General features: G+C 64.6%; 27 protein-coding genes. 17 read left to right on the forward strand and 10 right to left on the reverse strand.

The window, feature by feature from the left end:
• The first annotated feature begins 4 nt into the window (after positions 1 to 4).
• From cobU to S4A8_RS15490, 11 genes are all read left to right on the forward strand, one after another.
• Positions 5 to 532, forward strand: coding sequence for a bifunctional adenosylcobinamide kinase/adenosylcobinamide-phosphate guanylyltransferase (gene cobU / locus S4A8_RS15440; RefSeq protein ID WP_353220822.1), 528 nt, complete (start codon positions 5 to 7; stop codon positions 530 to 532).
• Positions 529 to 1,587: a nicotinate-nucleotide--dimethylbenzimidazole phosphoribosyltransferase gene (cobT, locus tag S4A8_RS15445; RefSeq protein ID WP_353220823.1), complete on the forward strand. Its 1,059-nt coding sequence runs from the start codon at positions 529 to 531 to the stop codon at positions 1,585 to 1,587. The genes cobU and cobT overlap by 4 nt, the downstream gene beginning before the upstream one ends.
• Positions 1,580 to 2,215, forward strand: a complete 636-nt coding sequence (locus tag S4A8_RS15450; RefSeq protein ID WP_353220824.1) for a histidine phosphatase family protein — start codon at positions 1,580 to 1,582, stop codon at positions 2,213 to 2,215. Before cobT ends, S4A8_RS15450 begins: the two co-directional genes overlap by 8 nt.
• Positions 2,203 to 2,997 carry an adenosylcobinamide-GDP ribazoletransferase gene (gene cobS / locus S4A8_RS15455; RefSeq protein WP_353220825.1) on the forward strand — a complete coding sequence of 265 codons (795 nt, stop codon included), beginning with the start codon at positions 2,203 to 2,205 and terminating at the stop codon, positions 2,995 to 2,997. Before S4A8_RS15450 ends, cobS begins: the two co-directional genes overlap by 13 nt.
• Positions 2,988 to 3,914 carry an adenosylcobinamide-phosphate synthase CbiB gene (cbiB, locus tag S4A8_RS15460; protein ID WP_353220826.1) on the forward strand — a complete coding sequence of 309 codons (927 nt, stop codon included), beginning with the start codon at positions 2,988 to 2,990 and terminating at the stop codon, positions 3,912 to 3,914. Before cobS ends, cbiB begins: the two co-directional genes overlap by 10 nt.
• Positions 3,905 to 4,930 carry a threonine-phosphate decarboxylase CobD gene (gene cobD / locus S4A8_RS15465; RefSeq protein ID WP_353220827.1) on the forward strand — a complete coding sequence of 342 codons (1,026 nt, stop codon included), beginning with the start codon at positions 3,905 to 3,907 and terminating at the stop codon, positions 4,928 to 4,930. Before cbiB ends, cobD begins: the two co-directional genes overlap by 10 nt.
• Entirely contained in the window at positions 4,930 to 5,847 is a 918-nt protein-coding gene (locus S4A8_RS15470; protein WP_353220828.1) for a cobalamin-binding protein, read from the forward strand. Before cobD ends, S4A8_RS15470 begins: the two co-directional genes overlap by 1 nt.
• Positions 5,848 to 6,151: 304 nt before the next feature.
• Positions 6,152 to 6,814, forward strand: a complete 663-nt coding sequence (locus tag S4A8_RS15475; RefSeq protein WP_353220829.1) for a class I SAM-dependent methyltransferase — start codon at positions 6,152 to 6,154, stop codon at positions 6,812 to 6,814.
• Between the two features lie 145 nt (positions 6,815 to 6,959).
• Positions 6,960 to 8,102 (forward strand): TAXI family TRAP transporter solute-binding subunit, encoded by a 1,143-nt coding sequence (locus tag S4A8_RS15480; protein WP_353220830.1) that lies wholly within the window; start codon positions 6,960 to 6,962, stop codon positions 8,100 to 8,102.
• A gap of 82 nt (positions 8,103 to 8,184) precedes the next feature.
• Positions 8,185 to 8,985, forward strand: coding sequence for an SDR family NAD(P)-dependent oxidoreductase (locus S4A8_RS15485; protein ID WP_353179283.1), 801 nt, complete (start codon positions 8,185 to 8,187; stop codon positions 8,983 to 8,985).
• 26 nt (positions 8,986 to 9,011) lie between these two features.
• On the forward strand, positions 9,012 to 9,212 hold the full coding sequence (locus tag S4A8_RS15490) for a DUF2905 domain-containing protein (RefSeq protein WP_353220831.1): 201 nt from the start codon (positions 9,012 to 9,014) through the stop codon (positions 9,210 to 9,212).
• Here S4A8_RS15490 and S4A8_RS15495 read toward each other — a convergent pair.
• The 3 genes from S4A8_RS15495 to S4A8_RS15505 form a co-directional block, all read right to left on the reverse strand.
• On the reverse strand, positions 9,186 to 9,704 hold the full coding sequence (locus tag S4A8_RS15495; protein ID WP_353220832.1) for a nucleoside deaminase: 519 nt from the start codon (positions 9,702 to 9,704) through the stop codon (positions 9,186 to 9,188). The genes S4A8_RS15490 and S4A8_RS15495 overlap by 27 nt on opposite strands.
• A gap of 1,005 nt (positions 9,705 to 10,709) precedes the next feature.
• Entirely contained in the window at positions 10,710 to 11,768 is a 1,059-nt protein-coding gene (locus tag S4A8_RS15500) for an NAD(P)H-dependent flavin oxidoreductase (RefSeq protein WP_353220833.1), read from the reverse strand.
• A gap of 1 nt (position 11,769) precedes the next feature.
• Entirely contained in the window at positions 11,770 to 12,336 is a 567-nt protein-coding gene (locus S4A8_RS15505) for a cupin (protein ID WP_353220834.1), read from the reverse strand.
• Positions 12,337 to 12,474: 138 nt separating this feature from the next.
• Between S4A8_RS15505 and S4A8_RS15510 the strand changes: the two genes are divergently transcribed.
• The 4 genes from S4A8_RS15510 (at position 12,475) to S4A8_RS15525 (ending at position 16,190) form a co-directional block, all read left to right on the forward strand.
• Entirely contained in the window at positions 12,475 to 12,930 is a 456-nt protein-coding gene (locus S4A8_RS15510; protein ID WP_353220835.1) for an acyl-CoA thioesterase, read from the forward strand.
• Positions 12,927 to 13,436, forward strand: coding sequence for a GNAT family N-acetyltransferase (locus S4A8_RS15515; protein WP_353220836.1), 510 nt, complete (start codon positions 12,927 to 12,929; stop codon positions 13,434 to 13,436). The genes S4A8_RS15510 and S4A8_RS15515 overlap by 4 nt, the downstream gene beginning before the upstream one ends.
• A gap of 180 nt (positions 13,437 to 13,616) precedes the next feature.
• Positions 13,617 to 14,780, forward strand: coding sequence for a GGDEF domain-containing protein (locus tag S4A8_RS15520; protein WP_353220837.1), 1,164 nt, complete (start codon positions 13,617 to 13,619; stop codon positions 14,778 to 14,780).
• Between the two features lie 174 nt (positions 14,781 to 14,954).
• Complete coding sequence (locus S4A8_RS15525) at positions 14,955 to 16,190, forward strand: patatin-like phospholipase family protein (RefSeq protein WP_353220838.1); 1,236 nt, start codon at positions 14,955 to 14,957, stop codon at positions 16,188 to 16,190.
• Here the strand turns inward: S4A8_RS15525 and S4A8_RS15530 are convergent.
• The 3 genes from S4A8_RS15530 to S4A8_RS15540 form a co-directional block, all read right to left on the reverse strand.
• The gene (locus S4A8_RS15530) at positions 16,179 to 17,240 is read right to left on the reverse strand and encodes an Lnb N-terminal periplasmic domain-containing protein (protein WP_353220839.1); all 1,062 of its coding nucleotides are present in this window, start codon (positions 17,238 to 17,240) and stop codon (positions 16,179 to 16,181) included. The genes S4A8_RS15525 and S4A8_RS15530 overlap by 12 nt on opposite strands.
• Positions 17,241 to 17,592: 352 nt before the next feature.
• A complete protein-coding gene (locus tag S4A8_RS15535) occupies positions 17,593 to 19,203 on the reverse strand; it encodes an OpgD/OpgG family glucan biosynthesis protein (RefSeq protein WP_353220840.1) in 1,611 nt (536 codons plus the stop codon).
• Between the two features lie 101 nt (positions 19,204 to 19,304).
• Positions 19,305 to 19,826, reverse strand: coding sequence for an acyl-CoA thioesterase (locus S4A8_RS15540; RefSeq protein WP_353179266.1), 522 nt, complete (start codon positions 19,824 to 19,826; stop codon positions 19,305 to 19,307).
• Positions 19,827 to 20,113: 287 nt separating this feature from the next.
• Between S4A8_RS15540 and S4A8_RS15545 the strand changes: the two genes are divergently transcribed.
• Positions 20,114 to 20,689 carry a glutathione S-transferase family protein gene (locus S4A8_RS15545; protein WP_353220841.1) on the forward strand — a complete coding sequence of 192 codons (576 nt, stop codon included), beginning with the start codon at positions 20,114 to 20,116 and terminating at the stop codon, positions 20,687 to 20,689.
• A gap of 9 nt (positions 20,690 to 20,698) precedes the next feature.
• Here S4A8_RS15545 and S4A8_RS15550 read toward each other — a convergent pair whose 3' ends face one another.
• From S4A8_RS15550 to S4A8_RS15560, 3 genes are read right to left on the reverse strand one after another with little or no spacing between them, the layout of a single operon-like run.
• Positions 20,699 to 20,989, reverse strand: coding sequence for a DUF3301 domain-containing protein (locus S4A8_RS15550; protein ID WP_353179263.1), 291 nt, complete (start codon positions 20,987 to 20,989; stop codon positions 20,699 to 20,701).
• Between the two features lie 11 nt (positions 20,990 to 21,000).
• Positions 21,001 to 22,305 carry an alpha-hydroxy-acid oxidizing protein gene (locus S4A8_RS15555; RefSeq protein WP_353220842.1) on the reverse strand — a complete coding sequence of 435 codons (1,305 nt, stop codon included), beginning with the start codon at positions 22,303 to 22,305 and terminating at the stop codon, positions 21,001 to 21,003.
• A gap of 47 nt (positions 22,306 to 22,352) precedes the next feature.
• A complete protein-coding gene (locus tag S4A8_RS15560; protein WP_353220843.1) occupies positions 22,353 to 23,186 on the reverse strand; it encodes an MBL fold metallo-hydrolase in 834 nt (277 codons plus the stop codon).
• Positions 23,187 to 23,263: 77 nt separating this feature from the next.
• Here S4A8_RS15560 and S4A8_RS15565 point away from each other — a divergent pair, with 77 nt between their 5' ends.
• A complete protein-coding gene (locus tag S4A8_RS15565; RefSeq protein ID WP_353179259.1) occupies positions 23,264 to 25,060 on the forward strand; it encodes a monovalent cation:proton antiporter-2 (CPA2) family protein in 1,797 nt (598 codons plus the stop codon).
• 10 nt (positions 25,061 to 25,070) lie between these two features.
• Here S4A8_RS15565 and S4A8_RS15570 read toward each other — a convergent pair whose 3' ends face one another.
• Entirely contained in the window at positions 25,071 to 25,928 is an 858-nt protein-coding gene (locus tag S4A8_RS15570; protein WP_353179257.1) for a phosphatase PAP2 family protein, read from the reverse strand.
• Positions 25,929 to 25,947: the final 19 nt, after the last annotated feature.

The following is a 25,947-nucleotide window of genomic DNA, read 5'->3' on the forward strand; positions in this document are numbered from 1 at the left end:
GGCGATGAAGGAACTCGTGCTCGGCGGCACGCGCAGCGGCAAGAGTCGCCACGCAGAAACACGGGCGCTGTCGCTCGACGTGTCACGTTGGGTCTATGTGGCCACCGCGCTTGCGGGTGACGAGGAAATGGCGGCCCGTATCCAGCACCACCGCGCGCAGCGGGATGCGCGCTGGCAGACGATCGAAGCGCCGCAGGCACTGGGTGCATGCCTGCGCCGGCTGGATGCGCCCGACCGCTGTATTCTCGTGGATTGTCTGACGCTGTGGCTGAGCAATTGTCTCGGCGACGAGACCCACCCCGGGTGCTGGGCCGAGGAACGCGATGCCCTGCTCGCCGCGGTCGACGCCAGCCGGGCCCGGTTGTTATTCGTGTCCAACGAAGTGGGCTCGGGCATCGTGCCGCTCGGCGCGTTGTCGCGGCGTTTTGCCGACGAGGCCGGGCGTCTGCACCAGGCGCTGGCCGCGCGCTGCGATCGGGTGACGCTGGTGGTGGCCGGTTTACCGCTGACGCTCAAGGAGAACGACGCATGACCGACTGGCTGACGCAGCCGATTGCCCCGATTGATCTCGAAGCGCGCGCCGCCGCTCAGGCCCGCCAGGGCGTGCTGACTAAGCCGCCCGGTTCGCTGGGCCGGCTGGAGCAGCTGGCCGCTGATTTCGCCGGCTGGCAGGGGCGTGCGGTGCCGGTGCTCAGCGATATCGATATCGTTGTTTTCGCCGGTGATCACGGTGTGGCGGCGCAGGGGGTATCGGCCTTCGATCAGGCCGTGACCGGGCAGATGATCGCCAACTTCGCCGCAGGCGGCGCGGCCATTTGTGTACTGGCGCGACGCCACCACGCCCGGCTTGCGATCGTCGATCTGGGCGCCGTCGCCCCGCCGGTCGATTGCCCCGATGTCATCGATGCCCGTATCGGCCCGGGCACGGCGGATTTCACCACCGGTGCGGCGATGCAGGCCGACGAACTCGAACAGGCGTTACGCGCCGGTCGCGAGCGCGTATGGGCGTCGGCGCATTTGTTTATTGGCGGCGAGATGGGCATCGGCAATACCACCAGCGCGGCCGCCGTGCTGGCTGGCCTGACCGGCGCGACACCGGCCCAGGTGGTCGGCCGGGGGACCGGTGTGGATAGCGCCGGGCTGGCCCGTAAACAGGCCGTGGTCGCGGCCGGGCTGGCGCGGCATGGTTCCAGTTGGCAGGGCCTGACGGGCGCAGCCCATGCGCTGGCCGTGCTGCGCTGTGTGGGCGGTTTCGAAATTGCCGCACTGACCGGCGCGTTCGTGGCCGCGGCCCAGGCCGGCGTGCCCGTGCTCGTGGATGGTTTCATCGCCAGTGTGGCCGCCCTGTGTGCCGTCGGGATTGCGCCCGCGTGTCGGCACTGGCAACTGTTTGGCCACCGCTCGGCGGAAACCGGCCATGCAGGCGTGCTCGCACGGCTCGAGGCCCGGCCTGTGCTCGATCTGGATATGCGTCTGGGCGAGGGCAGCGGCGCCGCACTCGCATTGGGTGTGATCGCCGACGCGCTCGCCCTGCATGCCGACATGGCGACCTTCGACGAAGCCGGGGTGACAAGCAGCGATGGTTGAAGCCACGGCAACGCTCGTCGATCTGCTGCGCCACGGCGAATGTGAAGGCGGCGCGATCTTTCGTGGCAGCCTGGATGTGGCGCTGTCCGCTGCCGGGCTGGCCCGCATGCAGGCCCAGGCCGATGCGCAGCCGCATTGGCAGCACGTCATTGCCTCGCCGCTGCGCCGTTGTCGGGTCTTTGCAGAAAAACTGGCGGCCGAGCGCGGGCTGGGCTGCACGATCGACAGGCGCCTGCGCGAAATCGACTTCGGCCGCTGGGAAGGCCGGCCCGTCGCCGAGGTCTGGGATCAGGATCATGATGCGGCCCAGGCCTGGTTCGACGACCCGGAACAAAACGGCCCGCCGGGCGGTGAATCGCTGGCCGCGCTGCGTGCGCGTGCCCGGGCGGCTTTCGAGGACGCAGTGGCCGCCCATGCCGGCGGCCATGTGGTACTGGTCGCCCATGGGGGGCTGATGCGGGCCCTGCTGGCCGATCTGCTCGCCATGCCTGGCGCGGCGATGCATCGTCTCGAGGTGCCCTATGCCTGCCTGAGTCGTCTGCGCGTGGTGGCGGACGGTGCGCGTACGAATACCCAGCTGGTTGCCCACAATATCGACTTCGGTGCAGCCAAGACATGCGGCGCCTGATCGCGTTCTTTCAGCCGCTATGGCTGGCCTTCGTCCTGTTGACCACGCTACCGATGGCGCGGCTGATCGTGGGCCCCGTATCGGCTGCCGATTCGGGCCGGTCGGTGCTGTGTTATCCGGTGGTCGGGCTTGCGATCGGGGCGCTGCTGGCCGGACTGGCCAGCGCGCTGCATGGCATCGATGCCATGCTCGGCGCGGCGCTGGTGGTCGTGCTGTGGGTCGTGATCACCGGCGCGCTGCATCTGGACGGGCTCGCCGATTGTGTGGACGCCCTGTTCGCCGGCCACGGGCAGGCGGATGCCGAGCGTACGCTGGCCGTGATGAAGGACCCGGCTGCCGGGCCCATGGCCGTGGTCGCGCTCGTGCTGGCGCTGGCGCTCAAGAGCGCGGCGCTGATTGCGCTCTGGCCCCAGGCCGGCGTGGTAGTGCTCGTCGTCCCCATGCTCGCGCGCACGGCAGCTGGCGTGCTCATGGCGACCACACGCTATCGGCGCCGCCAGGGGCTGGCCAGTGCGATGGCGCTGAACCTGTCGCGCCGCGATGTGGCGGTGGTCGCCGCAATCGTCATGGGGCTGACGCTGGCTTTTGCCGGCATCGCACTGGGCCTGACCGCGATACTGGCGGCGTTTGTGGTGGGCCTGACCTGGCGCACGCTCTGGCAGCGCCGTATCGGCGGTTATACCGGCGACGTGATCGGTGCGTTGATCGAGCTGGTGGAAGCCGTCGCGCTGGTCGTCGCTGCGTTGGTCGCGGCCGTCCTGGGGGGCGGCCTATGGGCCTGACCCTGGCGGTGCTCGCCGGGCTGGCCGTGGACGCATGGCTGGGCGAGCCACGGGCCTACCATCCGCTGGTTGGCTTTGGCCGTCTGGCCGCGGCGCTTGATCGGCGTCTGCCGCGCCGGCGCTGGGCGGGGGCCATCGCCTGGTTGGCGCTGGTCGTACCGCCGGCCGTGCTAGCCGGCCTGCTGATTGCGCCGTTGCCGACGCCTGTCGGCTGGATCGTGGCGGTGTTCGGGCTCTGGCTGTGTATTGCCTGGCACAGCCTCAAAATACATACGCGTGCGGTTGAAGTGGCCTTGCAGGGCGGCGATATCACTGCTGCACGTCGTGCGGTCGCCGCGCTGGTCAGTCGCGATACACAAACGATGGACGCTGCCGCGATTCGCCGGGCCGCGCTCGAATCGCTGCTGGAAAACGCCAGTGACGGTGTGCATGCGAGCTTGTTCTGGTTTGTCGTCGGTGGTCTGGCGGCCGGGCCGGCAGCGGCCGTGGCGGCGGTGATCGCGCATCGGGCGATCAATACCCTGGATGCCATGTGGGGCTATCGTACGCCGCGCTACCGGCGGTTCGGCTGGGCGGCGGCGCGTGCCGACGATCTGGCCAACTGGCCGAGCGCGCGTTTGACCGCACTGTCGTTTGCGCTCGTGGGTGATACCCGTGCGGGCCTGCGCAGCTGGTACGCCCAGGCGTCGGCGCTGGCCAGCCCCAACGCCGGACCGGTGATGTGTGCGGGGGCGGGTGCGTTGCGATTGCGCCTGGGCGGCGGCGCGTATTATCACGGCGCCTATCAGTCGCGGCCGGTGTTTGGCGGCGATACGCCGCCGGGTGCTGCGGATATGGAACGCGCGATCGTGCTGGTCGGGCGTACGCTCTGGCTCTGGATTGTGACCATCGCGATACTGGATTGGGCATGGCCTTGAACCACGGCGGCCGATTGCGCGTGGCGAGCGCGCGCTATGGCATTGCCCTCGACGCCTGGCTGGATCTGTCGACCGGGATCGCGCCCTGGCCGTATCCGGTGCCGGCGGTGCCGAGCCGGGTCTGGGCACGCCTGCCCGAGGCCGACGACGGCCTGATCGCGACCGCGGCGGACTATTACCAGGCCCCGGCCGGCGAGATCGTCGCCCTGCCCGGCAGCCAGTTCGCGATACAGGCACTGCCTAAGGCGGTGCGCACGACGCGCGGGCCCGCACGGATCGGCGTGCCGGCGGTGGGCTATACCGAACATGCCCAGGCCTGGGCCATGGCCGGTCACGAGCTCGTGCGCTACCACGATCTGGCCGAGTTGGAGGGCATCGCCGTCGCCCTGGATCATGCGGTGGTCATCCAGCCCAACAATCCGACCGCCGAACAGGCGGATAGCGACACCCTGGCCGGCCTGGCCGATGAACTCGTCCGGCGTGATGGCCTGTTGCTGGTGGATGCCGCATTCGCCGATTGCAATCCCGGCATCCACACCACTGCGTGGCCGGCCAATGTGCTGGTGCTGCGTTCGGTGGGCAAGTTCTTTGGGCTGGCGGGTGTGCGCCTGGGATTCCTGATCGGGCGCGCGCCCGAGGTTGCCTGCCTGCAGGCGCAGTTACGGCCCTGGGGCGTGAGCCATCCGGCGCGCTGGATCGGCTGCCATGCGCTGGCCGATCGTGATTGGCAGGCCGCCCAGCAGGCGCGTATCGCCGCCGGGGCCCACGCGCTGACGACGCGCCTGGAGACGGTGTTTTTACAACAGGCCGTTGTCAGTGCCGGGCTATTCACCAGCGTGTTTTTCGATGATGGCGAACAGGCAGGCCGTATTCACGCGGCGCTGGCCGAACAGGCCATATGGACCCGTCTGGGCGATAACGGCCGCTGGCTGCGCTTCGGTCTGCCGGGCAATGGTACCGCGCAGACACGGCTCGGCGCCGCGCTCGAGACGGTGGCTGAAAGAGGATTGTGCTGATGTCGGATCATCGCGCCATCGCGCGTTTGCGTGTCGTTGTGATCGCGGCGCTGACTGCCTTGCTTGGAGCGACCACTGCGGCGGCGGCAGCGGTCGAAGTCCGCGATTTTCGTGGGCAGACCATTCGCCTGGACGCACCCGCGCAACGCATTGTTGCACTCGCCCCGCATCTGGTGGAAAACCTCTACAGCGCGGGCCTGGGTGATCGTATCGTGGGCGCGGTGTCGTACAGCGATTATCCGCCCGCTGCACGGGCGATCCCGGAAGTCGGCGGCTACACCAATATCAGCCTGGAAGCCGTGGTCGCGAAAAATCCGGATCTGGTGGTGGCCTGGGCCTCGGGCCAGGGCGGCGATCCGGCCACGCTGGCCCGCTTCGACGCGCTGGGCATTCCCGTCTATGTCGATCGGCCACGCCAACTCACGGATATCGCCCGCGCCATTCGCGATCTGGGCGTGCTGGGCGATACGTCGGCCACCGCCGATGCCGCAGCGCAGCGTTTTACCCGCCGACTGTCGGCGCTGCGCGAACGCTACAGCGAGCGCGCGCCGGTACGTGTGTTCTACCAGGTCTGGGACGACCCGCTCCAGACGCTGGCCGGCGACCAGCTCGTCGGCCAGGTGATCCGGCTGTGCGGCGGGCGCAACATCTTTGCCGATGCGGTTTCGCTGGCACCCAAGGTGGGGATCGAATCGGTGCTCGAACGCGATCCACAGGCGATCGTGGCCAGTGGCATGGGCGAGGAACGCCCCGACTGGCTGGACGACTGGCGCGATTGGCCCGGGCTGCAGGCAGTCGAAAACGACCATCTGTTTTTCGTGCCGCCCGATCTCATTCAGCGGGCGACGGTACGCGTGCTCGACGGCGCGACCACCCTCTGTCGTCAGCTCGACAGCGTCCGCCGCGACCCGCACTGAACACCCGCGCAGCGTGTGTACCGGCTCGGCGCCTGGGATGCAAAACAGAATTTAGAGCCAGCAGCTCAAAGCGCGCATCGAAAGCCCCATAAAAATGCAGTCATCATGCAGTTAATAGGATTTGAGTTTTTCTTCAAATGGCTAAGTCAGATTACTAAATTCAGCTAATACAAGGGTCTACTTATTTTCTGTTTAAGTGGAACACGCCCGGTCGGCCGGATCAAAAAGGCGCGATAATAGCGATTCATATCTCATCCAACGCGATCGCGTAGGCTCATCTCGGGGCCTTAACCGAGACGTGTCCGTGCGCCAAGCTGAATCCACCCGACCTTTTCAAAAATCCGATGCCGGCCGGCGCTATGCCAAGCGCCGTTATCGCGGTTTCTTCCAGCGCGTCGTGGCCTGGCGTGAGCAACGATTGGCCGCGCGCCTGCTGGCCCGACCCCATGCTGACTGCAACGGCCATATCGTGGATCTGCCCTGCGGCTATGGCCGTTTCTACCCATTGCTCAAGCAGATGAATTTTCAGGTCAGCGCGCTGGATCAGTCGCAGGCCATGGTCGATATCTATCGGGATCACACGGACTTCGGTGAGCGCGACCACGCCCAGCAGGCAGACGTGCTTCAGGCCTTGCCCGAGCAGGCCCATTCGGCCCGGCGCGCGCTGTGCGTGCGCCTGTTCCAGCATCTGCATGATCCCGCGCTGCGCGTGCGTGCCTTGCAGACGCTGGCCGGGGACGGGCGCCAGATCGTATTGACCTATTACGACGATGCCTGCCTGCAGTATTGGAGCAAGCGCGCGCTGATGCGCCTCAAGGGCAGGACAGTGCGGGTGAAGATGATTCCGCGCGCTGCGTTCGAAGCGGAAGTGGCACAGGCCGGTTTGCGTATTGTTGAGCGCGTACCGCTCTTTGCCGGCCTGCACGCCCAGACCTGGGTTTTGCTTACCCCGGCGTCCAGCGCCTAAGAGCCCTGGTTCCAGGCGCGAATGCGTCGGTGCCGGCCCGCTCGCGAGCCACGTGGTCGACCGATGCGATTGCGTGTGTGCGCGGTTCGTGCAAAAGTTCGCAAAACGATATTTCAATAAAACCACAGCGAACGGAGGAGAACCGATGCTGCGATCACTGGCGCGTTGCCTGATGGTGGGCCTGGCCCTGACCACGATTTCGACCACAGCCGCCCTGGCCCAATCCGATGGGCTACCGCGTACGATGGTATGGACGGCCTATGACCTGGGCGCATCCGGCTATGCCGAGGCCTCGGCGATTGCCGATGCCTTCGGCCGCGAATATGGCATGCGGGTTCGTATCCAGCCGTCGGGTTCGGCGATCGGGCGCCTGCAACCGATTCTGAACAAACGCGCGGATATCGGCTTTCTCGGTAACGAAGCCTTCTTCGCCACCGAAGGCCTGTTCGATTTCGCCACGCCGCGCTTCGGCCCGCAGGATCTGCGCGTGCTCATGGGCAAGGTCAATTCCTTCGGCATGGCGGTCGCAGCCGATGCCGGGATCGAGTCGGTGGCCGATGTCGAGGGCCGACGCGTCGCCTATCCCGCGGCCAACCCGTCGAGCAGCCTCAAGTGCGATGCCATGCTCGCCTTCGCCGGGCTGACCCGTGATGATGTCGAGGTGGTGACGTTCCCGACCTATGCCGCCACCATGGCTTCGTTGTCGGAAAACAAGGCCGATGTGACCTGCACGGTGACCGCCACTGGCCAGATGTACGAACTCGCCGAGGCGCGCGGTATCAAGTGGCTCGATCTCGATCCGAACGACGAAGCCGGCTGGGAACGTCTGAACAACGTCGCACCGCTGTTCAAGCCGGTTTCGGAAACCCAGGGCGCAGGCCTGTCGGAAGACAAGCCGGCCCAGCTGATGGCCTATCGTTACCCGGTGCTGACCGTGCGCGCCGGCATGGACGACGATACCGCCTATGCGGTGACCAAGGCGCTGGATGAAACCTACGGCATTTACAAGAATGCCACCGCCACCGCGCCGCGTTATGCCATCAAGGACGCGGCGGTACCGCCGATCGATGCGCCGTTCCATCCGGGGGCGATTCGCTATCTCAAGGAGATCGGCGTCTGGAACGACGACGCCGCGCAGTGGAACGAGGCCCGTCTGGCGCGTCTGAAGGCGCTGCGCGGGGCCTGGCAGGATATTGTCGGTCAGGCCTCGGACATGGATGAAGACGCCTTTGTCGATCTGTGGAACAAGCGCCGCGAACAGACCCTGGCCGAACTCGAACAACAATAGATACGGGACAAACCCAGCCCGGACGAAACGCCTGCTTGCCCTTGGGCACGAGCAGGCGTTTCGTCGTTGCAGGAGATCACCCATGACCGCACGACTCGAAAACAAGATCGTCATCATCACCGGCGCCACCAGCGGCATCGGGGAGGCCACGGCCCGCCGTTTTGCCGAGGAAGGCGCCACGCTCATGCTCGCCGCGCGCAGCGTGGACAAGGGCGAAGCCCTGGCCGCCGAACTCGGCGACAAGGTCGCGTTCATGCGTACCGATGTCAGCCAGGAAGCCGAAATGGCCGCACTCGTGGATGCCACGGTCGAACGCTTTGGCCGACTCGATTGTCTGTTCAACAATGCCGGCGCAGGCGAGCGCAGCACCGCCGAGACGATCGACCAGGACAGCTTCGACCACTTCATGCGCCTGCTGGCCGGCAGCGTGGCCTTCGGCATCAAGCACGCCGCGCGCGTGATGAAGGATCAAGGCAGCGGCAGCATCATCAACAACGCCAGTATCGCCGCGCATCGGCTCAATCAGGGCGGTTATCTGTACTCCGGCGCCAAGGCTGCCGCGGCCCATTTCACCCGCATCGCCAGCGTGGAACTGGGTGAACACGGCATTCGCGTGAATGCGATCTCGCCGGGTGCGATCGCCACCCCCATCTTCTGGGGCGGGTCGGCGCGCGCACAGACCCTCTCGGACGAAGAAAACGCCGCCAAGCTGGACAAGCTCACGAGCAATCTCGCCCACGCCACGCCCTTGCCGCGTTCGGGCTATGCGGTGGATATCGCCAATGCGGCGGTGTTTCTGGCCAGCGACGAGGCCGCATTCGTCAACGGCCACGATCTGGTGGTCGACGGCGGGCGTATCCAGATGTTCAACGAAAAAGGCTGAACGAGCCGGAGATTTTCCAACACATCGTGGCGCGTACGCTCATTGTCCTCGGCGTGATATTGGTGGTGGCCGGCCTGCTATGGCCGCTGCTCGGCCGGCTCGGACTCGGCCACCTGCCGGGCGATATCGTCGTCCGGCGCGAGGGCTTCGTGTTCTATTTTCCGCTGACCACCATGGTGCTGGTCAGCGCGGTGGCATCGCTATTGTTCTGGTTGTTTGGCCGATAGGGTGCCCTGGCGCTCGGCATGTCGGCGGATGTGTAGCGCACGCACACGCTCGGCCAGATCGGGCACGGGCCCGTCCACGGCAACGCCCGGGGCGATTTCGTGAATCGGTCGCGGCGTGACCGGGGGTTGCGGCGCGCCGAGTTCGGTCAGCCAGGCCACGAGTTGGGCCGAACTGCTGGCATAGACGATACGTGCGAGCCCGACCCAGGCATGGGCGGCCGCACACATCGGGCAGTGTTCGCCCGAGGTATAGACCGTGCTCGCCGCGCGCTCGGCCGAGCTCATGTGGGCCGCGGCCCAGCGCGCGAGCGCGAATTCCGGATGGCGCGTGGCATCGCCCGGGCCTTCGGCGATCCGGTTGCGGTCTTCGGCGCGTAGCTGGCCACGGCCGTCCACCAGCACCGAGCCGAATGGCTCGTCGCCGGCCTCGACGGCCCGCTCGGCGAGCGCGATACAGCGCTCGAGATGGCTTCTGTCGTTGGCGTCGATCATGGTTGTCTCGCGTAAGGCACTGTCGGGATAACGTTTCTCGTGAAACCGTGCTGTGCAGTTGGGCAAACAGAGTCTAGATTATGGGCATAGTCCCGCATGCGTCGCGAACACAGCGCCACCGGCCTTCGAGCATCTATCCTTCGTCTTGAAACAAGGAAAACGGTCCGCGAATGCACGCCAATAAACGCGAATATAAGGCAGCTATTTCGTAGACAGGCCGTTGATCATGCGTAGCGAACACACCCTCGGCCTTCGAACGAGCTGTCTTTCGTCTTAAAACAAGGCAAAAACCGTCCGCGAATGCACGCCAATAAACGCAAATGTTGGCAGCTGTGGGTTGGGCCAACAGGTGCGCATGCGGCGTAAAAGCACGTCTGGCCGTCGAGACTTCTGTCTTTGCCTTATTTGCGTGTATTCGCGTTCATTGGCGGACAACCTGCTCGCGGGAAAAGCCATTTATCCACAGATTACGCAGATTACGCCGATTTGTTGATTCGGCCGTGGTGGGCAAGCGACCGCATTGGCGCCTTGATTCGGGTGGCACTAGCGGTAGGCAAAGGTCCGCCGGTCACCCAGATCAAAGACAGGAGGTTGCGGTCGTTACGCCTGGCCGTCGAACCACCTGTCTTTCGCTTTATTCGCGTGTATTTGCGTTCATTGGCGGACAACCTGCTTGCTTGATGGGCAAGTCCGCAGATCGACGCAGATCACACAGATCGAAGAAAGCCAATCACGGTCGTTCGCTGTGTGCTGGCGCATAGGTCGCGCTTGTTCATCTGCGTAATCGGCGAAATCTGTGGTTGTTCTTAAGGAACGAAGCCATCACAGAGTCGATTACCGACATTCGCATCTATCGTGCTGCGTCTGCGGATGGCTTTCAGCATGTGGTGCGCGCAGCAGCCTAAGTGGCCGTCAAACCATCTGTCTTTCGCCTTATTCGCGTGTATTCGCGTTTATTGGCGGACAACCTGCTGGCCTAAAAAGCCCGCTGCGTTTCATGCATAGTCAGAAACAGGCGTCGTATTCGCGCATGAGGGTGTCCACGAGTTCGCCAGCGCTCATGGCACGCGCCAGGCTTGCGGCCTGGCCGGCCCATAGCGACATGAACTCGTCGCGGTCGGCTTGGCCGGCCGCAGCCCGAATATCCTTGGTCCAGGCATTGAGCACCGGATAATCCGGCAGGGCGGATTCGATCGGCGCCATATGCTGGATGAAGCGGTTCGTGAGTCCGCGTGCGGCTTTGCCCGAAAACGCACGCGTGACGCTGGTCGGCCGCTCGGCCGATTCGAGCAGCGCCTGTTTGTGGGCCGGTTTGGCGCCGCTTTCGGCACAGGTCAGAAACGCGCTGCCCATCTGTACGCCGGCCGCGCCGAGTATGCGGCAGGCGGCCATGCCGCGTCCGTCCATGACGCCGCCGGAGGCGATCACCGGCACATCGACGCGGTCCACGATCTGCGGCACCAGCGACAGGGTGCCGATCATCGACTGTTCGGCGCTGGCGAGAAAGCTGCCCCGATGCCCGCCCGCATCGCTGCCCTGGGCGACGATCATGTCGACCCCGTCTTCGGCCAGGGCCTGGGCCTCGGCAACGGTCGTGGCCGTGCCCATCACACAGGTGCCGCGTTGTTGTAGCGCCTGGATGCGCGTGCGCTCGAGCTGGCCGAACGTCGAGCTGAAAACGGCCACGCCGGCTTCGAGCACGGCATCGAACTGATCGGCAAACGGCTGCGCATAGCGTCGCGGTGCGGCCGGCCGTTCGATGCCCAGTTCGCTGCGGAACATATTCAGCCGGGCGTTGGCCTGTTCGATGCGCGTGTTATCGATCTGAAACGGCTGTGGAATGAACAGGTTGACAGCGAAGGGCCGATCCGTGGCGGTCTGCGTTTCGGCGATCGCCGCGGCCAGATCGTCGGCGGCCATATAACCGCCACCGATCGCGCCCAGCGCGCCGGCATTGGACACGGCAGCCACCAGGGCCGGGGTGGTCGTGCCGCCGGCCATGGGCGCCTGGATGATCGGATGGTCGATACCCAGCCGGGTGGTCAATGCGCTTTGCCAGCTCATGTCATAGCTCTCGTGGTTTGTTGGTTTCGCACCAGTCGCGGGTCAGCGCGCCGTGTGCTCCGCCGACCGGGTCGTTTCCCGGCGTGGTCAGGGCGGCGATCGTGGCCCGGGCGGTGGCGATATCGGTGTCGCCCGGTCGGCACAGATCCCAGTTCTGCTGGTCGGGTGGATAGGCAGCGACCAGTTCGAAGTCCTCGCTCGCGCTGTGCCGACAATGGCCGGTCCCGGCCGGCAGTACGAGCACATCGCGGGCGTGGAGGTCGATGGCGCGTCCGCCCTCGCCGCCCAGCACGAGGGTGGCCTGGCCGCGCGCCACGCCCAGAGTTTCATGGGCGCGGGCGTGGTAGTGGTGGTAATCGAACACGCCGCCACGCCATTGCGGCGGCCAGCCGTTGTGGGCGAACAGCGCTTCTAGCGCGTCGGCCGGCGAGCCATCAGCCAGTGTCAGACCGCGATAGCACAGTACCGGGTAACGGCTGTTCGGCGTGCGGCCGTCGTCCTCGAACCACAGGCGCTCTGGCGCATTCGCTGCTGTGGGGGGCGTGGGGGCGTCTTGGAAATCGTTCATGGGCAGCAAACAGGTCGGGGCGAACTGCGACGATTGGCACGGCCTGCTAATGTGCGCGGCGGTATCGGTGCGCGTAAAGACTGCGGCCGGTACAGGCCGCGAGCCGCGGCGCATGTTCACGTCAACACTCAGAATGCCATGTCCTCGATGCCGTTTCGTTACCGATTTCGCGTGCGCTATAACGAATGCGACGCCCAGCGTGTGGTCTTCAATGCGCGATATGCGGATTATGTCGATCTTGCGATGACCGAGTTCATGCGTGCACTCGGGCGCGACTATCGTGCGCTGCTTGCCCGGGGGCTGGATAATCAGGTGGTCAAGCTCACCCTCGAGTGGCAGGGCCCGGCGCATTTCGACGACGTGCTCGAAGCGCGGGTCGAAGTGATCAAACTCGGCCGGACCTCGTTCACCATCGGCTACACGATCGTGCGCGCGGCCGATGCCACGCCGGTATGCCAGGCCGAAGCGGTGTACGTGATGATGCAGGCCGAACCGCTGGTCAAGACGCCGATTCCTGATGATCTGCGCGAGCGCTTCGAACGCGGCGCGCCGGATGTGCTGATCGATCATGCCGGCCAGGAACATTTCGAATGATTGCGATACGACAGGCCAGGGCCGACGATTGGCCCGCGCTGTGGCCGATCATCGAGCCGGTATTTCGCGGCGGTGAAACCTATGCGGTCGCAGTGGATATCGAAGAAGCCGACGCACGCACGCTCTGGATGGATACGCCGCTGCGAACGTTCGTAGCCGTCAACGCAGCCGACGGGGCGCTGCTGGGTAGTTATTTTCTCAAGTTCAATCAGCCCGGCGGCGGCAATCACGTCTGCAATTGCGGCTATATCGTCGCCCGTGATGCACGCGGACGCGGCGTAGCCAGCGCCCTGTGCGAGCATTCGCAGCGCGAGGCGATCGCGCTGGGCTTTCGTGCCATGCAATACAATCTGGTCGTGGCCACCAATACCGGCGCGATCCGGTTATGGCAGCGCCACGGTTTCGATATCGCCGGTCGGCTACCGGGTGCGTTTCGTCATCCCACCGAAGGGGAGGTCGATGCACTGGTGATGTACAAGCGCCTGGTGGATCTGCCGGGGCGGTAGTCGCTCGCGCGCCGGCGTATGGCGCGATGCCAGCGGCCCTCGGCCCGCCTAAAGGTATTGTCTTGGGCGTACCGGTAATAAGATACCCAACGGGGACCATCGCGCACGCGCGAAACGGCACGAGGGGAGTGCATGCGCCGGGAGTATCGAGCCAAAAAGCTGGCAGTACAGTTCAGGAACGTGACGTTCTGGCTGCGCAGAATCCACCGCGCGGATTATCTGGCCGCCAAGCGTAACGATTTTCTTCTTTTTACCCGTGTGGCACTGCTGATCACGGCTGCCTTTCTGTGTACGACCATCGCCTGGGATCACGCGATCGACCCGGTGCATGCCCGCGATACCATCCGGCTGCGCCTGATCGAGTCGCTCATGGCCGTCGTCTGGCTGGTGGCAAGCTGGAACAACATTCATGCCCGGTTGGCAAAAGTAGCGGCTGTTTGCGTGCCCCTGCTGGTTTCGCTGACGTTCATCATGGTGCTGGCGCGCCTCGATAGCGGTTCGCAGTACGGCATTGGCGGTTTTCTCTACTTTTTCATTTTCCTGCCGTTTTTGCTGGTGGGACACTCGATCCGTTTCGCGGTGGCCGTGATGACCGGTGTCTGTGTGTTTCCGCTCATGCTGGCGCCGTTCGGTTTGGCAGCGCTGCCCTGGGATATCTATAACGCCTATGTGTGGATGGGTTTCGTGCCGGTGGTGGGTATTCAGCTGCTATGCGAATACCTGTACTGGCGCGTGTTCGTCTATCGCGGACGCGTCGAGCGGCTGGCGGTGACCGATGCGCTGACCGGGCTGGCCAATCGGCGCCGTTTCTTCATCGAAAGCGAACGCATTCTGGAAAGCCACCGGCGCAGCCAGCGCCGGGCGAGCCTGCTGTTCATCGATATCGATCATTTCAAGCAGGTCAACGACACCTACGGACACATCGTCGGCGATGCCGCGTTGTGCCATGTGGTGGATGCGATCGAACCCCATGTGCGCAAAAGCGACCTGATCGCGCGCTATGGCGGTGAAGAATTTGTCGTGTTGCTGCCCGAAACCTCGCATCGCGCCGCGCTTGTTGCTGCCGAGCGCATGCGTTGTGCGGTGGCCGACAAGCCGTTTGAGGGGTTACCCGAGGCACCGCACACGCTGGCGCTGACCGTGAGTATCGGCGTGGCCAGCTATCGGCCCGGCGCGCGCCAGACGCCGGATATCGATGTGCTGATCCAGAATGCCGACGAGGCGCTCTACGAAGCCAAACAGGCCGGGCGCGATCGTGTGCACGGCATTCCGGATGCCGCCGAACGCAGTTCGGCGGCTGCCGATGCCGGCGCCCGGACGCGGCCACGTTTGAACGCGCCATGACCAGCGGCTGAAACCTGCCTGCGCGCGCCTATTGCCACGATTATGCCGCGCTGCAGCATTGTGGCATCCAACTTGCTTGAGCAGAACCGTGGTTCAAAGCCTCACGCGTGACGCGTTGCAGGCCGGAGTGCGGTTATCGATGAACGGGAATAACGAATTGCGGTCGAGGTCGGCATGAGCGCGCACGTGGTGCGCCACCCCGGTGTGCCGTCCAATCTGACCGCGCTGGCACTGACGGCCGGTGGCGCGCGTGGTGCCTATCAGGCCGGCGTGCTCAAGTGCATCGGCGAGATACCCGCCCTGCGCGAGGCCCCGGCGCCGTTCGACATCATCGCCGGCGCCTCGGCAGGGGCGATCAACGGAGCGGCGCTCGCGGCCCGCGGCGAGCGCCTGCAAGATGCCACCTCGCATCTGGCCGCGCTGTGGTCGGCGTTGACCGCCGATCAGGTTTATCGTACCGATATGCGCGCCCTGGCCGGCAACGTCGCACGCCTGTTGGGCGATGCCACCCTGCGGCCCTGGTTGGGCGCCGGGCGTATGCAGTCGTTGCTCGATGCCACGCCGCTCAAGCGATTGCTCGAACGCGAACTGCCGGTCGCCGGCATTCGCCGGGCGATCGCCCAGCGCCGGCTCTACGCCTTGGCGATTACTGCCACCGGCTATCACTCGGGCAAGTCCTATACCTTTATCGAAGGCCGGGCCCACCACCCGCTCTGGCACAAGAGCCGGCGTATCGCCTTGCCGGCGACGATCACGGCCGACCATGTCTGCGCGTCGGCGGCCATTCCGCTCGTGTTCGCCCCGGTCGCGCTCAATACCGGCGGAACCCAGGCCTGGTTCGGTGACGGCGCCATGCGTCTGACCAACCCCTTGAGCCCGGCAATCCGACTGGGCGCGCGGCGCGTGCTGGCGATCGGTATTCGTTGCAGCAAGAGTGAACAAGAGCTTACCGAGGCCGAGCTGGCTACCCATGTCGACAGCCTCGATGCGAGCCGATTGCCGCCGCGACCGCCGTTGTCGCAGATCTGCGGGGTATTTCTCAACGCAATCTTTCTCGATCATCTCGATGCCGATCTCGACCATCTGCGGCGCATGAATGAACTGGTGCGTGCCTATGGCGGCAGCGAGTCGCAAGCAGTGGATGTGCAGGTGCACGAGCCCATGCGCGTGGTCGAGCCGCTGGTCATCTCGCCCTCGGAGGATTTCGCGGATATCGCCAGCCAGCTGGTGTCGCGCATGCCGCGTTCGGTGCGTTTCATGCTGGAAACCCTGGGCAGCCCCGATCCCAAGAGCGCGGACCTGACCAGCTATTTATTGTTCGACCCGGAATACACCCGTGCGCTGATCGATATCGGCTATCGCGACGCGCATGCACGCCGCGACGAAATCGAGACGTTTCTACGTACCTGAGCCGTGGCTTGGTGCCCTCGTCTCGGGGGCGGGCGGCACGGTTTCGCGGATGGCGCGCGAAAAGCCGGGCGTGGAGCGGCCATCGTGGTCGCTGGCCTGGGCGCGGTCGTTGATATAACCAAGGCGCTTGAGTTCGGCCAGCGGATAGGCGGTATTGAGCGCGCCCAGGTCGTAGATATAGTCCGGCAGCCGGCCCGAGGCGAGTAGCCGGTAGTCCCACGGCAGCCCCGGTACGATGCGCTTGACCATGTCGTAGACCAGAGTCGTGCAGTTGGAGGTGAGCGTGTTGTAGAAACGCGGCGCGTCTTCGAGCTGGTCAGCCTCGGCCAGATAGGCTTCGAACAGCGAACGCATGGCAGCCGGCGAGAGCGCGACCGCATAGAGATACACCGTTTCGCCGCGGACGTTGCTGCGGGTACGTACGATATCGCGTTCGTCGGCCGCCACCAGCACCAGTTCGGATTGGCGAAAAAAGCCGCCGATGGCCGAAAACTTCTGCCCGCGGGTGCGCCGTACCTCCACCGAAAATACCAACTGACGACCATCGCGAAAGCCGAAGCTGACCAGCGTATGGGCAATGGCCGGACCCATCCAATAGGACACGATCAGATCGGCGCTGGTCAGCTGCGATAGATCGTATTGGCGGGTTTCCCAGTGCGCGTCGAAATCCTCGCGGCTGCGCCAGACGAAGTTGCGCACGTTGTCCAGGGTGACGATATCGCCGTCCATGCGCGCGTGTAGCAGCCGGGCCACATCCGGCGCCCAGTCGCGATCCTGGCGTGGCTGGATCGTATGCCACCACAGGGCGAGCGCGCATGTCGCCAGCACGAACGACGACAGCGCTGCGATGGCCGGCTTGCCGGCATGTATGCCGACGATACCGGCAAGCCCGGCCAATGCGGCGATCCCCCACAGGGCGATGATCAGCATACGCAGCGTCTGCGCGTCGGGGCCGCGAAAATACAGGGCCAGCGTGCCCCAGACAGCGATCAATAGCACGGCCAGCGCGAGCGGCGCCTGCCATAACAGGTTGAGCCACAAGCTATTCATGCCGAGCGCGCCGAATCGTGCGCTGTCGGTACTGCCTTCGGCGCCGCGTCTGTCGGCAGCGTTGCGCGGTCATGCATGCGAAGGCTAGGACCTGTTAACACGAACGAAATCGCCGCGCCGCGGCCCATTTTCGTGCAAGACAATGCGCGGTGAGCGAGATCTGGCTTTGCGATATGAGCGAGCTGCAATGCCGCCTTGCGCAAAAATGGCCCGCGTCCCTACGGGTTGCGTCCAGAAATCCACCATGCAGCGTTGCTCGTCGTTCATTTGGCTCACCAAACATCTCTCCTCGCGCCTCGCCTGGCGAATTTCTGGAAGGCAACGCGACGATTGGCGTTAGTGTTAACAGGCCCTAGTAGTAGCGTTCGTCGGCTTTGGGCGGTACCCATTGATACAGCCAGGTTTCGGTGAGCGCGCGATCGCCGGCGCGTAGATACAGCCGGATCGATACCGCTTCGTCGGAATGGGTGTCCGGCACCCAGTCGAAGATGGCGCGATAGCCCTTGATCGGCTCGAAGCGCCGGGCCTGAACCATGCCGAGTTTGCCGCGCGACACCTCGACCTCCACTTCCACTTGGGTGTCTGCAGGCAGGTTGTCGAGCGGATCGCCGACGAAGTCGACCGCGAAACGGCGGGCATATTCCGACGGTGACCTGTCGCCGGGAATCCAGCCCTCGGGCACGTTGCCCATGCCCGACCAGGTTTTTTCCACCTGTGCCAGTGTGGGTTGAACCGGCGGCAGCGGCAGCCAGTAGAGCTTGTAGCTGAAATCGAGCTGTTGCTGGCCTTTGACCGGTGCCTCCGGAATCCAGAAGGCGCCGATGTTGTCGACCGTTTCGCCCACCGTGGGCAGTTCGAATAGCGCGATCTGGCCCTTGCCCCAATCGCTGGTGGGTTCGACCCACAGGCTGGGTCGGCGGTTGTACCAGGCCACGTCGTCGCGATAGTTGTCGAAATCGTGATCGTGTTGCACGAGCCCGAACCCGCGCGGGTTTTCGTCCGGAAACGCGTTGTATTGCAACGTCTTGGGGTTGAACAACGGACGGCAGACCCATTCGCCGTTGCCACGCCACATTTCCAGGCGGTCGGAGTCGTGAACCTGCGGATGAATGGTATCGCGCGCCTGGGCCTGGCTGGTGCCCTTGAGAAACATGCTGGTCATGGGCGCGATCCCCAGGCGACCGATCTGATGGCGGGTATGCAGCTGCATGTCCACGTCCATGACCGTGCCGTCTTCGACCAGATCGATCTTGAAGCGATAGGCGCCGGTCACCCCTGGCGAGTCCAGCAGGGCATAGACGATGGCCTGCTGGCCGTCGTGCGGCTGCTCGAACCAGAAGGCGGTGAAATCCGGAAATTCCTCGGTCTGTTCGGTGGCGGTATCAATCGCCAGCCCGCGGGCCGACAGGCCGTACTGCTGGTTCTTGTCGAGAAACCGGAAATAGCTCGCCCCGAGAAAGGCGCCGATCTCGCCGATATGGTCGGCGTCGTCACGGCGCATCAGCTTGAAGCCGGCATAGCCGAAATCGTGGCCCTTGAGCTGGGCCTGATCGACACCGGAGCTGTCGTAGTCGAAACGTTTCGGGTCGAAATGAATCTCGTGAGCGCGCTGTGTGTCCGGGTCGATCACGTGCATGCGCACCGGCAGGTTGAACTGCATGCCGACATGGAAAAAACGCAGGCTCAGGTCGGTGTTGGGCGCGTCGCGCCAGATCGCGTATTTGGGATCGTACTGAATCTGCTGGTATTTCAGCGGTTCGAGATTGGCCAGCGTCGGCGGCAGCGTTTCTGCGTTGTCGTGATACGGCTTGGCGGCCAATGCCTTGGCGCGCTGTTTCAGGCGATCGAAATCGAAGGGTTCGCCGTGCTCATCGGTACGTGCGTTCTGGGCGAATGTCGGGAATGCGGGCAGGCCGAGGGCGCTCAAGGCCAGCGATGCCTTCAACAGGTTGCGTCGATTCATGGGTCGCTCGTGATGAATTCGAAAGACAAGACAGGCAGTGGCCGGGAGGGTTCCCCATCGCGTTTGGCGCCAGGCGCAGGCCCGCGCTCGCCAATCGCGCCTCAGGCCTTGACTGCACCGAGAAAGGATTCGGATTCGCTGCGTAGCTGTTCGCGCAGTTCGATCATGCGTCGGGCATAGGCATTGAGGTGATGCGCGCGTTCGCTGGCGGGCTCGAAGGCGGGTATGCGTTGCGGTTTGCCGCTGTCGTCGAGGGCCACGAACACGAGAATACAGTGGGTGGTGAAGCGCCGCTGCCGGTCGCGCGGGTTACGCGCATGCACGCTCACCGAGATATGCATGCTGGTACGTCCGGTATGCATGAGTTCGGCCTTGAGTTCGACCAGATCCCCCACGCTGATGGGCTTGAGAAAGCGGATGCCGCCGACATAGACGGTCACGCAATAGGCCGAACTCCAGTTGGCGGCACAGGTATAGCCGGCATGGTCGATCCATTTCATGACGTTGCCGCCATGCACGTTGCCGCCGAAATTCACGTCGGATGGTTCGGCGAGAAAACGCAGCGTGATCTCGGTGTTGTCGTTGACGTCCCCGTGGCCGTTCTGGCTGTCGTTCATGCGCATGGCGATTAAAGGCTTTGGTCGTAGTTTAGGGAATCTCTGCACAACCTGTCGTGGTCGCGCCGACGGCCCCTACGGGGTTCGGCCTCAAATGCGCTGCCACCGCGTTGTGCGGGCTTGCCCTGCCAATGAGGCAGGCGCTGCGCTCGCACGTCTTGTCGCAACGCATTTTGAGGACTCGGACGCGATCCGCGAGGGGTGATACAGAGATTCCCGAGCCGCACGCGCAATCCAGGCGAAGCTGTAGACTGGGACACCCCAAACGCCTGTGCGAAAACGAGGCATCGCTCATGAAACTCATTGGTTCTTCGACTTCGCCCTATGTACGCCGCATACGCCTGCTGCTCGGTGGCAGCGACTATGCGTTCGAGGCCCTGGATATCTATGGCGCCGATCGCGACGAGCTGCGTCGCAACAACCCCGCGCTCAAGGTGCCGATGCTCATCGACGCGGATCATTCAATCTACGACTCGCGGGTGATCGCGCGCTATCTGTCCGAGAAGATGGGGTTTGCCGCGCTGTCCTGGGCCCAGGAAAACCAGCTCACCCTCATCGACGGCGCCAACGATTCCATGGTGACCATCGCGTTGTCCAAGAAATCCGGTCTGGCCACCGGGCCCGACATCCTGTTCTACCGCCTTCAGCACGAGCGCATCGACCGCTGTATCGATGCCCTGTCGGAGATGGCCGCGGCCGGCGCGTTCGACGAATGGCATTATCCGAGCATCTGTCTGTATTGCCTGATCGACTGGGTCGAAATGCGCGAGTTGTTCGACTTCGCCGATCATGGCGCGCTCCTCGCGCTCAAGAATCGGTTCAAGGACAAGCCGATGGTGGCCGAAACCGATCCGCGTCAGGCGGGATAGGCGCCGCGATCAAACGGGGTAGGGTTCCATTTCGATATGGGCGACGCGCTGGCCGTGCATGTCCACATGGCCTGAATAGCGTCGGTCGCCGCGGCGATAGAACTCGAAGCGATAGCGGCGCCGCAGCGCGCCGCGCCCGATCCAGATGCGCTGAAAGGCCAGTTCGTCGATAAACGTCACCTCGGCCTGTTCGCAGGCCGCGAGCGCAGCGCGCCGGGCCGCCGAGCGCGCGCCCAGCGATTGCCACCAGAACAGGGCGACCAGCGCCAGGCCGATCAGCCAGGGAAAGAACTCGAACATCGCCGGCCGGCTCAGTCCGCGCGGTGGTCGTCGCGCACCAGCCGGCTCGCGCCCGCGCGAATGGCATCGATATCGCGACAGCCGGCCAGGGCCATGGTCAGTTCGAAATCGGCCGCCAGGTTATCGAGCACCGCGCCCACGCCGGCTTCGCCGTCGATGGCCAGACCATAGGCATAGGGCCGGCCGATGCCTACCGCGCTCGCGCCCAGCGCCAGTGCCTTGAATACGTCGGCGCCGCCGCGCACGCCCGAGTCGAGGATGACCGGCAGCTCGGGCGCGGCGGCCACCACTTCGACCAGCGCATCCAGGCTGGCGCGTGCGCCGTCGACCTGGCGGCCGCCGTGGTTGGACACAATCAGCCCGTCCACGCCGTGTTCGACGGCGAGCCGCGCATCCTCGCCATCGAGAATGCCCTTGAGCACGATCGGCAGCTTGGTGCGCTGGCGTAGCCAGGCCAGATCGGCCCAGGTGATATTCGGGCGTGAATAGGTGGCGATGAACTGGCGCACGGCCGCCAGCGCCTGTCCGCTGGTCAGCGCGCGCAGGCTCGAGCCCGGATAATGTCGGGCCGCGGCGAGGACGTTACGCAGCGTGCGCGTGTTGATCTTCGGGCGCGGGCCATCGTCGGGCACGTCGGCGAGGCTGGCCCGAAATACCGGGTCCGATGTGTACTGGGCGATGCCCTGGCCGAGCAGAAACGGCAGATGGGCCAGATCCAGGTCGCGTGAGCGCCAGCCCAGCAACGTGGTATCCAGGGTCACCACGATCGCTTCGCAGCCGCAGGCCTCGGCCCGCGCCACCAGCGATTCCACCAGCGCGTCGGATTTCGACCAGTAGAGCTGGAACCAGCGCGGCGCATCGGGATTGATGCCCTGCATGGCCGCGGTGCACTCCTCCATCGAGCGGCTGGCCTGATTGGAGAACAGCATCGGCACACCGCGTGCGGCCGCGGCCCGCGCGACCGCGATATCCGCATCGGCATGGGCCATTTCGAGCACGCCGATCGGGCACAGCACGAACGGGGTATTCAGCCGCCGGCCGAACAATGTCGTCGTGGTGTCGCGTGCTTCGACATCGCGCAGCATGCGCGGCACGATGCGCCAGCGCTCGAAGGCACGCCGGTTGGCGGTCATGGTGGATTCGCGCCCGGCACCGCCGGCGATATAGGCATAGGCCTGTTCCGACATCGCCTTTTCGGCCGCGGCTTCCAGCGCGGCATAGTCGGTCGGCACCGTCGGCCGGGCGCCGGACATGCCGTTGCTATAGATCGCCTGCTGACGGGCAAGCGCGCCGGTGGGTTGCGGGGGCTGGCTCATGGGTATTGTTGTTGTCGGGCCGTGGCCACGAGCTTAGCAACTGCGACTCAACGGCTGCCGCTGGCGCGGGCGAATTCGACCGGATCGTGGCTACAGAATATGTCGATATCCGATGCGCTGAGCGCGAGTTCACGCAGCCGTGCCTGATTACGGGCGCGGTCGCGGTTGTCGACGGCCATCAGGCGCTCGAATACCTTGAGTCCGAACGGGCAACAGGGGCGCTGGCCGATTTCGTCGCGATGGAAATAGGCATCGCCGGCATGCAGCAGCCAGCCGGTTTCGGCGCGTACGGCGATCGCGGCATGCCCGCGGGTATGCCCGGTCAACGGCACCAGCAGAATATCGGGCTCGCTATCGACGATCGCACGCACCGCGTCGAAACCCTGCCAGCGCTCGCCATCGACTTCGTAGCGTTTCCAGTCGTCGGTTGCCGCCCATTGGGCTGGCCGGTAGCGATCGCGTTCCTTGATATGGCGACGTGGCTGCGCCGCGGCATATTCGCTGGCCAGTACGTGTACGCGTGCCTGCGGAAAATCGCCAATGCCGCCGGCATGATCGACATCCAGATGGGTGAGTACGATATGGCGTACGTCGTCGGCCGAAAAGCCGAGCGCCTCGATCTGGTGGCGCGCGGTTTCCTCGTGGCGCAGCGCCGGGCGTACGACATGCGAGAACATGCCGCCGAGCCGGCTGCGCCCCTGCGTGACATCGGCCACGCCGAGCCCGGTATCGACCAGAATCAGCCCGGCCTCGGTTTCGATAAGCAGACAATGACAGACCAGGCCATGGAAGTCCTGCAGTTGGCCCGGGTGCTCCAGTAACGGCCGGCCCAGCGGATGCATGCTCGCGCAGTTCAGGTGATGAATTCTCGTTGCCGGCATCGCGTCTTTCTCTTGTCGAGCTTCCGCTAGAATCATGCCTGAAGTAACGCCGTACTGGCGATCGACCGGGAGACAGGGTGGAGCCGTTACTCGAGGAAATCGCGATTTTTCTGGCTGCGGCGGTGGTGGCCGTGCCGATCGCCCAGCGCCTGGGCCTGGGTTCGGTGCTGGGCTATCTGGGCGCGGGCGTGGTCATTGGCCCCTGGTGTCTGGGGCTGATCAGCGAAGTCGAGGAAGTGCTGCATATTGCCGAATTCGGCGTTGTGCTGTTGTTGTTCATCATCGGCCTGGAGATGCAGCCCAAACGATTATGGGCGCTACGCAAGGCCATCATCGGGCTGGGCGGATTGCAGGTCGGTCTGAGCGCGGCCGCGCTGGCGCTGGCAGCCTCGTTGCTGCTGTCGCTGCCGCCCGCGCCGGCGATCGTGGCCGGGCTGGCGCTGGCGTTATCCTCGACCGCCTTTGCCCTGCAACTGCTGGCCGAGCGCGGTGAACTGACCGCCAAGCACGGGCGTGCGGCATTCGCGATCCTGTTGTTTCAGGATCTGGCCGTCATTCCCATTCTCGCGCTCTTGCCGTTGCTGTCTTCGGGTAGCGAGTCGGTGAGCTTTCTCGGTGCCCTGTGGGAAACCAGCAAGATCGCGCTGGTGATGGCGGCGATGGTGGTTGGCGGTCACTATCTGTTGCGCCCGATCTTCCGGCTGGTCGCGGCGACGCGCATGCCCGAGATATTCACCGCCATGACCCTGCTCATCGTGGTAGGCACGGCCGTGGTAATGAATGCGACCGGTATTTCGGTCGCGCTCGGCGCGTTCGTGGCCGGCGTGCTGCTGGCCGATTCGGAATATCGCCACGAGCTCGAAGCCAATGTCGATCCGTTCAAGGATCTGCTGCTGGGACTTTTCTTCATTGCCGTGGGTATGTCGATCAACCTGGGGCTGATCGCGGCCCAGCCGTTGTTCCTGCTCGGGCTGACCCTGGGGCTGATCGCGGTCAAGGCCGCCATTCTGTTCATTCTGGGGCGCCGCCACCGCCTGAGCTGGAGCGCCTCGCGCGGGCTGGCCGCCTTTCTGCCGCAGGGCGGTGAATTCGCGTTCGTCATTCTGTCGACGGCCGTGGCCGGCGGCCTGTTCGTGCAGGCCGAGGCCGATCTGCTGGTGGCGACGGTGACCCTGTCGATGGTGCTCACGCCGTTGTTCGTGAAACTCGTGGCCTATTACAACGACTGGCGTACGCCCAAGAGCGAGCCGACCTTCGATACCCCGGACGGCTCCGAGCATCCGGTGCTCATCGCCGGTTTCGGGCGTGTCGGCCAGATCGTGGCACGCTTGCTGCGGGCCAAGCATATCGGCTTTACCGCGCTCGAAATCAATGTCCATCAGGTCGATTTCGTGCGCAAGTACGGCAACAAGGTCTATTACGGCGATGCGTCGCGCCTGGAGCTGTTGCGTGCCGCCCGGGCCGACGAGGCCAGTGTGTTCGTGCTGGCCATCGGCAATCGCGAGGCGTCGCTGGCCACCGCGCGTACCGTGCGCGAGCATTTTCCGCATCTCAAGATCATCGCGCGGGCACGCAATCGCCGCCATGCCTACGAGCTGATGGATCTGGGTATTACCGTGCTCCAGCGCGAAACGTTTCTATCCAGTCTGGAACTGGCGGGCGACGCAATGCGCATGCTCGGCTTCAAGTCCGACGAAATCGACCGCGCCAAACGCATGTTTCGCAGCCATGATGAAAAACGGCTGTTCGAGCATTACGAAGCGGCCGACGACGATACCCGCTATGCCAAGCTGGTGATGGAAGCCGCCCAGGAGCTCGAGGAACAGTTCGAGCGCGATGCCGCCGATCACGCCGACGACGAGGCGCGCAAATAAGCGTTTGCGGTCAATGTTCGCGCTGACGCAGGAATTCGGTCAGCGCAAAACCGGACAACAGCCAGAAGCCGCCCACCAGCAGCCCGGCAGCGATATCGCTGGCAAAATGCACCGACAGAATCGCGCGGCTGGCGGCGATCGAAGCGATGAGCGCACAGCCCCAGTAGCCCAGCTCGAAGCGCCGGCGCACGCCCGGCATATCGCGGGCGATGGCATAGACGATGAAGCCGTAGACGGCGATCGCGCCGGTGGCATGGCCACTGGGAAAAGACGGCGTGCTGGCGCTGGCGAAGGTGAGGAAATCCGGCCGGTCGCGATCGATGGCGTATTTGCCGATATAGGCGATCGATTGCGAGCCGATCACGGTCAGCAGCAGCCCCGGGATATAGCTGAAACGTCGGTGTGCCCACAGAAAACCGATGGATACGATCGTGATCGCGACCAGGGTTTCCAGATTGGCCAGCGAGGTGATGCCGTTGACCAGCTTGAGGAAGTGCGGATCGCGCAGCACCGCGAGGGCTTCATTGACGTGCTGGTCGAACGCCACGAGTTCCTCGCCTTCGAACAGGTCTTCGAGCAGCCCCGCAGCGAGCACGATCAGATACAGTGCGAGGCCGACGAACAGGGTCAACGGCAGACCGGTGAACCGTTCGACGCTCAGGCGCGCGCCGACGACCGCCGTGGTTTTCGGTGCGCGGCGTTGCAGGGTGGTCAGCAGGCGGCGGCGATAGGCTAGGCCGCTGATACCGCGGCCCAGGCGTGGCCCGGAAAATGCGAGCGCCCGCCATAGCCACCAGGCCACGAAATGGCCTATGACCAATAAACCGACAAAGCCGAGCAATAGTTGCCAGAATGGCAGGGGCGCCATGGTAATACCGGGAATCAAA

It is taken from the genome of Salinisphaera sp. S4-8 (genome assembly GCF_040361235.1).
Lineage (GTDB): Bacteria > Pseudomonadota > Gammaproteobacteria > Nevskiales > Salinisphaeraceae > Salinisphaera.